General features: G+C 69.7%; 14 protein-coding genes. 9 read left to right on the top strand and 5 right to left on the bottom strand.

Features of this window, described 5'->3' with window-relative positions:
- Window positions 1-58: 58 nt before the first annotated feature.
- Window positions 59-634, bottom strand: a complete 576-nt coding sequence (locus tag RYH80_RS05800) for an LURP-one-related/scramblase family protein (protein WP_370902907.1) — start codon at window positions 632-634, stop codon at window positions 59-61.
- 155 nt (window positions 635-789) lie between these two features.
- Here RYH80_RS05800 and RYH80_RS05795 point away from each other — a divergent pair, with 155 nt between their 5' ends.
- Entirely contained in the window at window positions 790-1,788 is a 999-nt protein-coding gene (locus tag RYH80_RS05795) for a DUF6199 family natural product biosynthesis protein (RefSeq protein WP_370902906.1), read from the top strand.
- A 73-nt stretch (window positions 1,789-1,861) separates the two neighbouring features.
- On the opposite strand, the gene tgtA is transcribed toward RYH80_RS05795, so the two are convergent.
- The gene (gene tgtA / locus RYH80_RS05790; RefSeq protein WP_370902905.1) at window positions 1,862-3,346 is read right to left on the bottom strand and encodes a tRNA guanosine(15) transglycosylase TgtA; all 1,485 of its coding nucleotides are present in this window, start codon (window positions 3,344-3,346) and stop codon (window positions 1,862-1,864) included.
- 122 nt (window positions 3,347-3,468) lie between these two features.
- Between tgtA and RYH80_RS05785 the strand changes: the two genes are divergently transcribed.
- The 3 genes from RYH80_RS05785 to RYH80_RS05775 all read left to right on the top strand — a co-directional run bounded on the left by RYH80_RS05785 (window position 3,469) and on the right by RYH80_RS05775 (window position 5,658).
- Window positions 3,469-4,125: a hypothetical protein gene (locus tag RYH80_RS05785; protein ID WP_370902904.1), complete on the top strand. Its 657-nt coding sequence runs from the start codon at window positions 3,469-3,471 to the stop codon at window positions 4,123-4,125.
- Between the two features lie 303 nt (window positions 4,126-4,428).
- Window positions 4,429-4,977: a DUF7978 family protein gene (locus RYH80_RS05780; RefSeq protein WP_370902903.1), complete on the top strand. Its 549-nt coding sequence runs from the start codon at window positions 4,429-4,431 to the stop codon at window positions 4,975-4,977.
- A gap of 120 nt (window positions 4,978-5,097) precedes the next feature.
- The gene (locus tag RYH80_RS05775; protein ID WP_370902902.1) at window positions 5,098-5,658 is read left to right on the top strand and encodes a preprotein translocase subunit SecD family protein; all 561 of its coding nucleotides are present in this window, start codon (window positions 5,098-5,100) and stop codon (window positions 5,656-5,658) included.
- A gap of 26 nt (window positions 5,659-5,684) precedes the next feature.
- Here the strand turns inward: RYH80_RS05775 and RYH80_RS05770 are convergent, their stop codons facing one another.
- Both RYH80_RS05770 and RYH80_RS05765 read right to left on the bottom strand, forming a co-directional pair.
- Entirely contained in the window at window positions 5,685-6,671 is a 987-nt protein-coding gene (locus tag RYH80_RS05770; RefSeq protein WP_370902901.1) for an arginase family protein, read from the bottom strand.
- The gene (locus RYH80_RS05765) at window positions 6,671-7,048 is read right to left on the bottom strand and encodes a translation initiation factor IF-5A (RefSeq protein ID WP_370902900.1); all 378 of its coding nucleotides are present in this window, start codon (window positions 7,046-7,048) and stop codon (window positions 6,671-6,673) included. Before RYH80_RS05765 ends, RYH80_RS05770 begins: the two co-directional genes overlap by 1 nt.
- Window positions 7,049-7,229: 181 nt before the next feature.
- On the opposite strand from RYH80_RS05765, the gene RYH80_RS05760 reads away from it, so the two are divergent.
- From RYH80_RS05760 to RYH80_RS05745, 4 genes are all read left to right on the top strand, one after another.
- Entirely contained in the window at window positions 7,230-7,913 is a 684-nt protein-coding gene (locus RYH80_RS05760) for a PHP domain-containing protein (protein ID WP_370902899.1), read from the top strand.
- Between the two features lie 122 nt (window positions 7,914-8,035).
- Complete coding sequence (locus tag RYH80_RS05755) at window positions 8,036-9,256, top strand: asparagine synthase C-terminal domain-containing protein (protein ID WP_370904663.1); 1,221 nt, start codon at window positions 8,036-8,038, stop codon at window positions 9,254-9,256.
- Window positions 9,257-9,427: 171 nt separating this feature from the next.
- On the top strand, window positions 9,428-9,856 hold the full coding sequence (locus RYH80_RS05750) for a hypothetical protein (protein WP_370902898.1): 429 nt from the start codon (window positions 9,428-9,430) through the stop codon (window positions 9,854-9,856).
- 102 nt (window positions 9,857-9,958) lie between these two features.
- Window positions 9,959-10,399 (top strand): universal stress protein, encoded by a 441-nt coding sequence (locus RYH80_RS05745; RefSeq protein WP_370902897.1) that lies wholly within the window; start codon window positions 9,959-9,961, stop codon window positions 10,397-10,399.
- A 113-nt stretch (window positions 10,400-10,512) separates the two neighbouring features.
- On the opposite strand, the gene RYH80_RS05740 is transcribed toward RYH80_RS05745, so the two are convergent.
- Window positions 10,513-11,448 (bottom strand): biotin--[acetyl-CoA-carboxylase] ligase, encoded by a 936-nt coding sequence (locus tag RYH80_RS05740; protein ID WP_370902896.1) that lies wholly within the window; start codon window positions 11,446-11,448, stop codon window positions 10,513-10,515.
- Between the two features lie 111 nt (window positions 11,449-11,559).
- On the opposite strand from RYH80_RS05740, the gene hisD reads away from it, so the two are divergent.
- The gene (gene hisD / locus RYH80_RS05735) at window positions 11,560-12,849 is read left to right on the top strand and encodes a histidinol dehydrogenase (RefSeq protein WP_370902895.1); all 1,290 of its coding nucleotides are present in this window, start codon (window positions 11,560-11,562) and stop codon (window positions 12,847-12,849) included.
- Window positions 12,850-12,911: the final 62 nt, after the last annotated feature.

The raw sequence follows: 12,911 nt of genomic DNA, 5'->3' as shown, positions 1-12,911 counted from the left end.
ACGCGCGTCGCGGTGTGGACGGGAGCGCGGGGTCCCAGGCAGCGTTCGGCCCGCGGACTCAGTTCCCCTGGATCGCGTCGATCACCATCGCGGCGGCGACGACGGCCTCCTTCGGGACGCCGCTCGCGTCGTCGATCTCGATCTCGTAGGTGTCACGCACGGAGAACTGCCCGTCGATCCGGCCGACGTGACTCCCGTCCGGCGCGGTGATCTCGTACTTGTGCGGGATCAACTCGCCGAACGGGACGACGTTGCGCGCGAGCGTCGTCACGGCACCGCGGGAGGCGATCCCCGCCAGTTCGGCACCGGTCTCGGGGTCGCGGATCGTCCACACGTCTCTGAGGATCGAGAAGTCGTTGTCCAACACGACCACCTCGCGGCCGGTCTGGGCGTCCGTGAGCACGTAGTTGCCGGCCACGTCCACGATCCCACCCGCCTCGACGGTGAACACGTCCTCGCCGTCGCCGTCGACGAACGGGAACTCCTCGCGGAGTTTGAACATCTTCTGTTTCCCCCGGAGCACCACGTTCCCGGCGGCGTCCTCCGCGCGGTACTTGTTGCGAACCAGTGACTGGACGACGGTGTAGCGGTCGTCGGTGAGGGCGAGCCCCGCGATGTCGTACTCGTCGGTCACACCGCACGTCGTCGGTGCCGCCCGGTTAACGCTGGTGACTCTCGGTCGGGCGACGAGGCGAGCCGACTCCTCGGTCGCGCGCCGCACCGAGAGGCCACTCCCCGCCGAGCCGCGAGTCGAAAAGACACTTGTCGGCGCCGCCGCCACCGCGAGACGTGTCTGCCCTCCCACGTTCGCTGGTCGCCGTCCTCTGGCCGTACCGTCGCCTCGGCACTCGTGGCGCGATCCTGGCGGTCGTCGTCACCGCCGTCGTCTGTGGCGGCGCGGTGGCCGTCACCGCCGACGCCGTCGCCGGCAGCGTCACCGGCACGGAGACCGTCGACAACCCCTCGCGCCCGCCGGACTGGGTGTGTGACCAACAGTCCGGCGGCGAGATCGGGACCCCGTCCGGCTGTGCGCTCCCCGCGGAGGTCGAGGTGTCGCGCGCCGCCGAGGCGGCGACCGCCGTCCGGCAACTGCTCCCCGGCACGGTCGTCGCCGTGTTGGCGATCTGGTTCGCGTTCGCCGCGCTGTTCGCGAGTGGCGGCGCACTCGAGGAAGTCGCCCCGGCGGTCGCGTGGGCGCTCCCACCGCTGACGCTGCCCGCACTCGCCCGCGCGCTCGTCGCGGTGCGCGTCGCGCCGGACGCGACCTGGGCCGGGACGCTCTCCGGCGTCGTCGGAGAGGCGCGTGAGCTCGCCGTCGGTGTGGTGCCGTCCACCGGCGGCGGCTTCGCCGGGTGGGGTGGCTCGTTCCCGTACTGGCTGTTCGACCCGTCGTTCGGGGGCGTGTCGACGCTGGTACTCGTCGCCTCGCTGGTCGCGCTCTGCTGGAGCGGCGTGGTGTTGTACGGCGTCGCGCGGGACCGACTGGCGTCGGTGTCGGGCGTCGCCGCGCCGGTGATCGGCCCGGCGGTGCTGGCGACGGGACTGCTCGTCGGCGCGCCGCCGACGGGGTCGCTGTCGGCCGGGTTGGTCCTCGCGCTGGCCGGGACGCCGCTGGCGTTCGCGCCGCGGTTCGTCCTCCAGTTGTCGGCACGCGCGGAGCTGATCGGCTACCGCGGGACCCGCGACGTGGAGCCGACCGACTGGTACGTCGGGGTCAACCGCGCGCTCGGCGTCGGGATCGTCCTCACCGGACTCGTGCTCGCTCGTATCCCCGGCTACCTGCTGTGAGTCGCTGGCCTCTCTCGATCGACCTGCCGATCTCTCTTCCGACCCGCCGGCATCCCCGACGACCCCCCGTCCGCTACTCGCTGCCCAGGTCGTGGAGGTTCTCCGTCGTCACGTCCGCCGGGAGCGCGTCCAGCGCGGACGCGGCCCAGTCCTCGTGTGCGACGGTGAGCTCCGTCTCGGGGTTCGCCGCGGCGAGCGCGGCGACGCCGTCGGCCGCGGCCCGCTCGGCGGCGGCGTCCGTCCGATCCGGCACCGTCGCCGTCAGCGGGTACGTCGACGACAGCGCTCGTGGGAGTGGGCCGAACGGCGGTTGGAGCCGCCAGACGCCGTCGTACGAGTGGTCCTTCGGGTCGCCGTACGCCGTCACGAGCAGCGTCTCCGGCGCGTCGAGGCGCCCGAGCCGCTCGTGGTGGCGCCGCACCGCCGGCCGACGCGCCGACTCGTGTGAGACGTGGAAGAAGGTTCCCGCCGAGGCGGGTTCCGTCCCCTCCAACCAGTCGGCGTGGTCCAACAGCGTCCGGTAGCCGTCGAGCAGCCCCGGGTGGCCGCGTGCCCGCCGCTCGACCAGCTCCAACAGCCGCCCGTTGCGGATCGCGTCGCGGATCCGCCGCATCTCCGCGAGCGTGACGTGGAGGTTGTGTTCCGCCAACAGCCGCTCGCGGGTGTCGTCGTCCGCTCCGCACACCTCGTCGACGGAGTGGCTCGTACACACCGCACACGAGCACGGGAACTCCTCGATCGAGTCCAACTCGCGCGTGTCGGCGACGGTGAGGTAGCGGTCGTCGCGGGCGTACAGGGCGTAGGCGGCGGAGTCGAACAGGTCACAGCCGGCGGCGGTCGCCAGCGCCAACATCGACGGGTGGCCGGCGCCGAACAGGTGGACCGGACAGTCGGCGTCGAGGCCGCGCTTGGCGGCGACGATCACCTCGATCAGGTCGTCGTAGCGGTAGTCGTTCAGCAGTGGCACCGCGGCACCGATGGGGAACACGTCGTGGTCCGTCGCGGCGGCGGTCTCGGCGGACTGCCGGCGCAGGTCCGTGTGTGTACTCCCCTGGACCGGCGCGTTGACGAGCATCTCCCCGGTGTCGACCGCGGCGGCGTCCGCGAGCGCCCGCTCGGTGGTCTCCAAGTCGGCCGCCGCCGCCTCGTAGCTCGCGTCCGGCGGTGTGGGTACGTCCACCGGCGTCCCAACGTCGGAGCCGATCTCGCGTTGGAAGCGGACGATCTCCTCGGTGGTCACGTCGATGTCGCCGTACTCCGCGAGTTGGAACGAGCCGGAGTCGGTGACGATGGCGCCGTCGAACTCGAGCAACTCGTGGAGTCCCTGCTGCTCGGCGCGCTCGCGGAGCCCGTCGGTCGTCCGGACGATGTAGGAGTTGGTGATGAGCACCTGTACCCCGAACTCGTCGTCGAGCCGCCCCGGAGCGATCGTCTCCAGGTTGGGGTTGACCACCGGCATCAGCGCCGGCGTCCGGACGGTGACGCCCGCCCGCGGGACGCTCAGGTCGCCGAGTCTGGCGCGTGCGTCCCACGCACGGACCTCGAAGTGGTCGCGCATGCGACGGCGTGGGTGACGCCCGGCGATGTGGGTTTCGGTCCGTCTCGTCTCGGCACCGCAGTGGCACGAGGTGTACCGCTCCGACAGATAATTACCTCTACGAGTGGCAATTGCAACTGTAAATGAATCGTGAACGGCACTCTCGAGACTACGACTTCTACCTCTCGCTGAGGGAGCGAGCACTCGCTATCGTCCGCACCAACCTCCTCGTGTACGCAGCCTTCGTCCCCGCATCTGCGGTGCTGTTTGAGAACGAGATTGTCTCACTGTCTGAGATACTCACTTCACCCGTGACTGCATTCGGACTGTGTCTATCGGCCGTTGCCGTCGGATCTGCTGGGATGACGCTGCTGATGATACAACTTCGAACACGCCAGGCAATGATATCAAACTCTTTTGAAATGAGAGACAAATCCGACGAATCGGTCACCCGATCAGCAGAGACGAACGATATTGAGGTGGAGATTACGGACTACATCGGGATCACGGAGTTCCTGACCGCAGTGTCGACACCACTGATACTCCTCGGAATTTCGGCGTCGGTCATCGATATTTCATTCCGGATGGTTGTTTTCCTGAGTATCGGTGCCGTATTGGGTGCAGTGATTGTCCGTCTAGGTGTCAAGCAATTCTTAGTCACAGTACAGACTTTCAAAACATTTAGTTCTAAGCTTATCGCAGCTACTACCTTTACCGCCGTGGAAGAAAATGTGTCTGATTTAAAAAAGATGACTCTTCTAACATTATTTATAAGTATTTATTTTCCTTTTTCCCGATGAAATAGCAGAAACTGTGCTAATTCCAACGTTTATGCGGCCACGACTGCTGCCGATTGTCGACTTCCTCTCTCCAATTTTCAATATTATGGTTAGTATATTTTTAACTAATTTAGCTATATTATTAGTATATATTATACAGAAAAATAGCAGAGAATCGACATACGAAAAAAGCAAATTTCTCGACGAGCCTGTGGTCCCTAGTGTGCCTGATGACACAGAACAATCTCCTACTGACGACTCAACCGACTGATACAATCTTTTCGCCCCCACAACGCACTTACCCGTCGTGCGTCACCCGAGGGTATGGCGACAGAGTCAGAGACTGGGGGACGGCTCGCGGGGCTTCCGCTCGCGCCGGCGGCCGGCGCCGGACTGGGAGCGTGGCTGGCGACGTACCTGTTCACCTACCTGCTCGCGGCCTCGGAGATCCAGAACTCGATCATCGGCCAGTTCACCGACATCCCGACGTGGAAGGCCGTCGGGTGGATCGTCTTCAACGCACACTTCGTGAACGCGGTGGTCGAGATCCCGCTCGTCGGTGGGACGGCGAACTTCGTCGGCGGCGAGGACGGGTTCACCGCACTCCTGTACGTGCTGCCGCCGGTGCTCCTGCTCGTCGCGGGACTCGCGGTCGGACGCGCCGGGGGTGTCGAGGGCGGGTCGACCGAGTCGGCGGCGCTGGCGGGGGCGGCGGTCGCGGTGGGGTACGGCGCGGCGAGCGCGGTCGGTGTGCTCGTCTTCCCGACGGAGAACGTCTCCGTCGACCCCGTGACGGGGGTCCTGCTCGCGGGCGTCGTCTACCCGCTCGTGTTCGGCGCGATCGGTGCGGTGGCGGCCCACGCGACGGGGTAGTCGATCGGAGAGCACCTCCCCGTACGGCACACCTGTCTCGGTGACACGACCACCACACTCGGTGTCGACGACGCGAGACGACACGGAACGTTCTTGCCAGCCCTCGCCGACACGCCGGGCGTGCCCTCCAGACGCGACGCGCTCGTCGGTGTCGCGGCGGCCACGAGTGTGGCCGTCGCGGGCTGTGGCGGGCTCGGAGTCGGCGGATCGAGCGGCGAGACGACCGGTGACACGACGCCGAGCGACGGTGACACCACGGGTACCGGCGGCGACACCATAGGGAGTGACGGCACCACGGCGTCTACCGACGCTGCACCGGCGGCGGGCTCGCTCACGCTGACGCTCCGCGGGCCCGACACCGAGAGGACACTGTTCGACGAGGGAGACAGTGCCGAGGTCGGAGCGGTACGGGCCCGTCAGACCGGCGGGTACGTCGTCCCACTCACGCTCACGGCGGCGGCCGCGGATCGCGTCTCCGAGCGGTTCCGCGAGGCCGGCGTCGCCGACGACCCGGACGCGTTCGAGGTGGTCGTCGCGGTCGACGGCGAGACCGTCCAGCAGTTCGGGATCGCACCGTCGCTCGCGGACGCGATCGCGACCGGCGAGTACGACGGCGAGTTCGTGCTCAGTCTCGAAGACGAGGCGACGGCCCGCCGCGTCCGTGCGGCGCTGGTCGAGTGATCTCGTCGGGCGGCGGACTCGATGAGTCAGTTCCCGCCAGACGCGCCGCGGTGTGCGTCGGCGTGTTCGTAGACGAACGCGCGGAGTAGCTTCCCGGCCAACGCGGCGGCTTGGCCGTCGTCGCGGTCGTTCACCTCCACCACGTCGAACCCGACACACTCGGGTGCGACGGCACGGACGACACGGTGCATCTCGCGAGGGGCGAGGCCGAACGGCTCCATCGTCCCCGTCCCGGGCGCGTACGCCGGGTCCGCGCCGTCCACGTCGACGGAGAGGTACGCCGATCCGGAGAACGACGGCTCCCACTCGCTCACCTCCGCGGGTGGGACGACCGTCACGTCCGTCGCCTCGGCTCGCTCCCACTCCTCGGGCGACCCGGTGCGTGCTCCGAGGATCACCACCTCGTCGACCGTCGGGTACGACTCGCCGTCGCCACCGCCGTCTGCGGCGTCGTCGTGGGTCTCACCGCCGTCGTCTGCGTCGTCGTCTGCTCCACCGAGCCCGTCGAGGATGCGACGGGTGACACAGGCGTGATTCAGCGGGTTCCCGTCGTACGCCGCGCGGAGGTCGAGGTGCGCGTCGAGGACGACGAAGGTGTCCGGCTCCGTGGCGCGCACGCCGGACCAGGAGACGAGGTGTTCGCCGCCGACCGTCAGCGGCACGGCGTCGTCGAGCACCGCCGCACGGAGCTCTGCGGCGAGGTGGTCGAGGTACGCGGAGGTGTCGTCCCACGGCGCCACGTCGCCGGCGTCGTGGACGCCACACGCGGAGAAGGAGCGACCCGTGTGGTGGTCGTAGTCGTCGAACGTCCGCGCGAACCGTCTGACGCGGTCGGGCCCGAACCGGGTGCCGGGCTGGAACGTCGTCGTCGCGTCCAACGGGGCACCGACGAGGACGTAGTTCGGTCCAGAGCCGTCGGCTCCCGCCTCGTGGTCCGTCGCCCCGTCGGCGTCGGTGTCCTCGGACGAGTGGCGGTCGGTCGCGCGGGCGGCGGTCGCACCGGGGAACGGCATCACCCGACGACCTTGCGCTGGCCCTCGTACTCGAGGAACTCGATGTTCTCGTCGGCCTCGAACGACTGGTCGTCTGGCGCGAGCATCGTGAACGTGTCGTAGGAGTCGAGGTCCATCACCTGCACCTCGTCGGCGTCGACGGAGACGACCTGGCCCTGCTTGCGCTGGATGATCGGGACCCAGATCTTCGCGTCGACCGGCTGGGACAGCGAGCGCTTCTGGTCGTCGAACACGCCCGTCCCCTCGATCCGTGCCTTGGCGCTGCCGTGTTTCCCCGGCTTCGCCGTACTGTAGGCGTCGATCTCGCACGGCGCGTCGTCCATCATCACGTAGCTCCCCTCCTGGAGTTCGCGGACCTCCTTCTGTTCTCGCGGCATTCCTACCCCTCGATTCCCCCGGCGTCAGTATAAACGGTTTGATACCGCGCTCGGCGGAGACGACCGCGACAGGCGGTGTCGGCGGCGCTCCCGGGAAGACCACACCGCGGGGCGAGGATGCGAGAGTCGCACCGACACGCCGACCGGACCGCTTTTCTCTCCCGCTCGCGAAGACGGAGGCGTGTTAGCCGCCGAGTTGCACTGCCACTCCGAGCTGTCCCACGACGGCCGCGACCCAGTGGAACTGCTGGTCGAGCAGGCGGCCGGCGTCGGGTTGGACGTGCTCGCGGTGACGGACCACGACGAGATCGCGGCCAGCCGCGAGGCGGCGACGCTGGCGGCAGACTACGGCCTCGTCGGTATCGTCGGGATGGAGGTGACGAGTGCGGCGGGCCACGTCCTCGGACTCGGCATCGACGAGTCGATCCCGGCGGGCCTGTCCTTCGACGAGACGATCGACCGTATCCACGACGCGGGTGGTATCGCCGTCGTCCCACACCCCTTCCAGAAGTCGCGTCACGGCGTCGCCCCACACGTCTCCGAGGAGCAACTGGCGCGGGCCGACGCGATCGAGGTGTTCAACTCGCGCCTGCTGACCGGGCGGGGCAACCGGCGTGCGGAGTCGTTCGCCGTCGGTCGTGGCCTCCCGACCGTCGCCGGGAGCGACGCACACGTCTCGGAGATGGTCGGGCAGGCGGTCACGCAGATCGGGACGGACGAGCGCACCGCCGAGGCGGTGTTGCGGGCGATCCGCGAGGGCCGGACCAGCGTCGTCGGCCGGCGCACCCCGTGGCTCGTCTCCTTCCGTCAGGCCGCCGGCGGCGCGAAACGACGCGTCCGACGACGGCTCGCCCAACTGTTGTGACCGACGACACCGACGCTTCTGGCGACACGACACTCGACGGCACCGACGAGGCTGTCGTCCGAACGACACTCGACGGGGCCGACGAGGCGGTCGTCCGGACGGCACTCGCCGACGGCGACCCGTTGCCGGGGACGACCGGCTTCGCCGGGCTGGTGTGTGGCGTCCGCGATCCGCCCGCGCCGTTCGACACGGCAGACGGGGCGCGTGGCGAGGACACGGCCGCGAGTGTCGACCTCCTGGTTCGCGACTGTCTCGGACGGCGACCGCTGTACGTCGACCGGGAGCGACCGCGTCGGTGGGCGTTCGAGCCGACGACGCTCGCGGACCCGGAACTGCTCCCGGCAGGCCACGCACTCCGGCTCGGCGACCCGGTCGACGAGGCGGAACACGTCTGGTCGTTGCCAGATCCGGAACCACTTCCGGTCGAGGAGGCGCTCGACCGCGTCGAGACCGCGGTGCTGTCGCGGACCCGCGCCGTCGCGGCGTCGACTGCACCCGGTCCGAAGACGGCAGGCTCCGAACCGGTGACGGTAGCCTCCGAGCCGGAGACGGTAGCCGCCGACGGCGTGGAGACGGCGGTGGCGTTCTCCGGCGGGGTCGACTCGGCGGTCGTCGCGGCCGGGCTCCCCGAGGCACCGCTGTACGTCGCGGGCTTCGAGGGGTGTCACGACGTGGCCGCGGCACGCGAGGCGGCGGCGGCCGTCGGTCGCGAGGGCGACCTCCGGATCGTCGAGATCGACCACGAGGACCTCCGCCGTGCCGTGCGGGCGGTGACGGCGGCGACGGGGCGCACGAACCCGATGGACGTGAGCATCGCCGTCCCGTTGTTCCTCGTCGCGGAACGTGCCGCCGCCGACGGCTACGACCGTCTGGCCGTCGGGCAGGGAGCGGACGAGCTGTTCGGCGGCTACGCGAAACTCGTCGAGCCGGCGTCCGACGACCGCGTCGACGCGACGACCGTCCGCGGGGCACGCCGGGAGGTGGTGGAGTCGCTGGCCGAGCAACTCCCACGAGACGTGTGTACGCTGCGGGCCGCCGGCGTCGAACCGGTCGCGCCACTGTTACACGACGACGTCGTCGCCGCCGCGCTCCGGCTCCCTGGTGAGGCCATCGCCACCCCGGACGAGCGGAAGGTGGCGCTCCGCCGGGCGGCCGACGGCTTCGTCCCGCCCGCGGTTCGGACGGCCGACAAGAAGGCGGTCCAGTACGGCACCTACGTCTCGCGCGAACTCGACCGGCTCGCCCGACGCGCCGGGTTCAAACGCCGGATGGACGACCACGTCGGCCGCTACGTCCGCGCGCTGGCGGCCGGCGTCGACGACCCGTCGCCCGAAGAGTGGTGACGATCCGAGGGCCGACGTGCAGTGACGCTTCAAGGGTGGGGACCGTCGTCGACTCTCGTCCGTGTTCCACCGCCCTTCGCGGTTCGGGAGTGGCTCTCTTCTCGGCCGGTCACCTCACTAGAGGAACCCACCGAAGCGTTGATGACGAGCGGTGACAGAGGGTGACACGAGATGTCGTCGTCGACGATTCCGGTCGAGGAACTCCAGCGTCGGGCCGACGAGGCGTTCCCAGTGTCGCCCGGGACCAACGAGGAGACCGCGCTGCGGCACCTCGCGACGAACGCCGATACGGCGTATCGACCGCGGGCGCTCGCAGACGAGACGGAGGTCGCCCCGAACAGCGTCGGGAAGACACTCGACAGGCTGTACCGGAAGGGGTTGCTCGACCGCCACGACGGCTACTACTTCGTCGTCCAGGAACGTGTCGACGAGATCAGAGGTGTGCTCGGTGATCTCCACAACGCCGAGATGGCTGCCGCCGACGCGTCGGCGACTCCCCCCGACACGGACGGTGACGACCCGATCGCCACCGCCGACGAGGTCGACGAACTCGTCGACGAGGTCGCGTCGACGGACTCCGAACGGAGCGAGACACGGTGACCGAACGGTACGGGCGCGGTGCCGTCGTCTCCGTCAGTGTAGGTGTCATCTGACCGGAGCAACCCTTTTGCCACACGGCGACGGAGTACGACATACGTTCACATGGGGTTGTACGACCGGATTCTCGTCCCGACGGACGGCTCCGAGGGCGTCGAGCGGGCCGTCCAGCACGCGGTGGACCTCGCGGTCGAACACGGCGCGACGCTGCACACGGTGTACGTCGTCAACGCCGGGGCGTACGCGGGGTTGCCGACGGAGGCCGCGCTGGAGGGTGTCGACGACATGCTCCGGGCGGACGCCGAGGACGCCGTCGCGGCGGTCGCGTCCATCGCGGACGACTACGACGTGCCCTGTGAGACGGCGATCCGCGACGGCTCGCCCAGCGAGCGGATCGTCCGCTACGCGGAGACGAACGACTGCGACCTGATCGTCACCGCGACGCACGGCCGCGGCGGGATCGACCGCCTGCTGTTGGGGTCGACCGCCGAGAAGGTGCTCCGGTCGGCCGACGTGCCGGTGTTGACCGTCCGCGTCGACGACTGACCCGCGTCGACGACTGACTCGTGTCGCCCACTGACTCGCGTCGCCCACTGACTCGCGTCGCCAGCCGGAAGCGTCGGCGACCGACCCTCGGTCGTCGCTCTCGGATCGACCACTCAGTTCCCGATCGGACGGAGGTGTTCACAGTCCCCGGCCGTGACGACCACCTCATCGCCGTCGTCGGTCCGGACGACGAGCGAGCCGGGGAACCGTACGTCGACCGCCTCGCCGACGACCGTCCCGCCGGGCGTCTCGACCCGGACGCGCCGGTCGAGCGTGTCCGCGTACTCGCGCCACGCGGGGAGGACCGCGTCGGGGTCCCCGCGCAGTTCGTCGAAGCGGTCGAGCACCGTCTGGAGGAGTCGCCGCCGGTCCACGTCCGCCCCACGCTCGGCCCGGAGACTCGTCGCGTCCGCCTCCGCGGGGAGCGCAGCCGGGTCCACGTTGGCGTTGAGCCCGATCCCGATCACCAGCCAGCGGTCGCCGGACTGGGCCGTGTCGTCGTCTCGACTGCTCTCGTCCGTCCCCGACCCGTCCGTCTGCCCGGACTCCGTCAGGACGCCACACAGCTTCGCGCCGCCGCGGTCGCCGTCCGTGCCGACGAGCACGTCGTTGGGCCACTTGATCCGGGCGCGGACGCCGGCCTCGCGGCAGGCCTCCGTGATCGCCACCGCCGTCGCCAGCGTGTACAGCGGCGTCGCCGCCGGCTCGGCGTCGGGCCACACCAACAGCGACACCCACACGCCGCCGGCCGGCGAGGACCACTCGCGGCCCTCGCGCCCCCGCGGTGCGGTCTGTTCGTCCGCGACGACGACCGTCTCCGGCGCCCCCTCGGCCGCGAGTGTCTTCGCCCGGTCGTTGCTCGACCCCAGCGTCTCGTGGTACTCGACGGCGAAGTCCGCGTCCAACCCGGCGCGGATCCCGTCGGCGTCGTACTCGTACCCGTCGTCCGTCGCCTCGTCGGCCGTCGGTTCCCCGTCCGTCGCCTCGTCGGCCGTCGGTTCCCCCTCCGCCGACTCTTCGTCCCCCGTCGTCTCGGCCTCGTCTGTCACGTCCCCGCGTCGGGTCCCGGTCACAAAGAGTGTCCCGACGCGACGGCCGTCCGTCGCCACCGCACCGCGAGAGTCGGAACGACTATTCGCCTCACGACCCCACCGAGAGGTATGAGCGACACACTGCAGCCACGCGCCGTGGCGGAGTTGGGGCCGGACGAGCGACGGGCCTTCTTCGGTCGCGACGCGGGCGTCGACGCCGTCCGGGGCGACGTCCGCGAGATCCTCGACCGCGTCCGCGAGGAGGGTGACGTGGCACTCCGCGAGTTCTCCGAGGAGTTCGACGACGTGACCGTCGCCAACCTCGACGTGACCGACGAGGCGGAACGAGCCGTCGAGGAGGTGCCCGAGGAGACGCTGACCGCCATTCGCGAGGCGGCCGCGAACGTCCGGGCGTTCCACGAACGACAGGTACCCGACGACTGGACAGAGACGTTCGCCGACGGCCGCGAACTCGGGCGCCGGTTCCGGCCGCTCGACCGCGTCGGCGTCTACGTCCCCGGTGGCGCCGCCGCCTACCCCTCCTCGGCGCTGATGGGCGTGATCCCGGCGAAGGTGGCCGGTGTCGAACACGTCGCCGTCGTCACGCCACCGGCCGACGAGCTCGACCCCGTCACGCTGGCGGCGATCCACGAGGCGGGTGCCGACGCCGTCTACTCCGTCGGCGGTGCCCAGGCGGTCGGCGCGCTGGCGTACGGCACGGAGACCGTCGACGCCGTCCGGAAGATCGTCGGGCCCGGGAACCGCTGGGTGACGGCCGCGAAGGCGGAGGTCCGCGGCACCGTCGAGATCGACTTCCTCGCCGGTCCCTCCGAGGTGTTGATCGTCGCCGACGACACCGCCGACCCTGGCCACGTCGCCAGCGACCTGCTGGCGCAGGCGGAACACGACCCGAACGCCTCCGTCGTCGCCGTGACGGACGACGAGGCGGTCGCGACGGCGATCGCAGAGGCGGTCGCGGACCGCGTCGCCGACCGCGAGCGGACGGAGACGATCCGGGAGGCGCTCGGCAACGACGCCAGCGGCGTCCTGTACGCCCGCTCGATGCCGGAGGCGGTGCTGTTCGCGGAGGAGTACGCCGCCGAACACCTCTCGATCCAGACCGCTGACCCGGAGGCGATCCTGGACCGGATCGACAACGTCGGCAGCGCCTTCCTCGGGCCGTACAGCCCCGTCGCGGCGGGCGACTACGCCGCCGGGACGAACCACGTCCTCCCGACGAACGGCGGCGCGAAGACGTTCGGCGGGCTCTCCGTCGACACGTTCCTGCGGTCGTCGACCGTCCAGCGACTCTCGCGGGACGCACTTGACGACCTCTCGGAAACGATCACGACGCTCGCCGACGCCGAGGGGCTGGAGGCACACGCCGCGAGCGTCCGCGAACGCCTCGACGAAGAGTGACCGCCGCGAGCGTTCACGACCGCTCGGACGAGGAGTGACCGCCGCGAGCGTTCACGACCGCT

The organism is Halobaculum sp. MBLA0147, assembly GCF_041361345.1.
Taxonomy (GTDB): Archaea; Halobacteriota; Halobacteria; order Halobacteriales; family Haloferacaceae; genus JAHENP01.
The sequence above is the reverse complement of the archived record's forward strand: the minus strand, read 5'-3'. Positions and strand labels throughout refer to the sequence as shown.

Coding starts and splice junctions, on each gene's coding strand:
- tgtA (WP_370902905.1), bottom strand. CDS start 3,346: ATGCGCGACCACTTCGAGGTCCGTGCGTGGGACGCACGCGCCAGACTC.
- RYH80_RS05785 (WP_370902904.1), top strand. CDS start 3,469: ATGAATCGTGAACGGCACTCTCGAGACTACGACTTCTACCTCTCGCTG.
- RYH80_RS05780 (WP_370902903.1), top strand. CDS start 4,429: ATGGCGACAGAGTCAGAGACTGGGGGACGGCTCGCGGGGCTTCCGCTC.
- RYH80_RS05770 (WP_370902901.1), bottom strand. CDS start 6,671: ATGCCGTTCCCCGGTGCGACCGCCGCCCGCGCGACCGACCGCCACTCG.
- RYH80_RS05765 (WP_370902900.1), bottom strand. CDS start 7,048: ATGCCGCGAGAACAGAAGGAGGTCCGCGAACTCCAGGAGGGGAGCTAC.
- RYH80_RS05750 (WP_370902898.1), top strand. CDS start 9,428: ATGTCGTCGTCGACGATTCCGGTCGAGGAACTCCAGCGTCGGGCCGAC.
- RYH80_RS05745 (WP_370902897.1), top strand. CDS start 9,959: ATGGGGTTGTACGACCGGATTCTCGTCCCGACGGACGGCTCCGAGGGC.
- hisD (WP_370902895.1), top strand. CDS start 11,560: ATGAGCGACACACTGCAGCCACGCGCCGTGGCGGAGTTGGGGCCGGAC.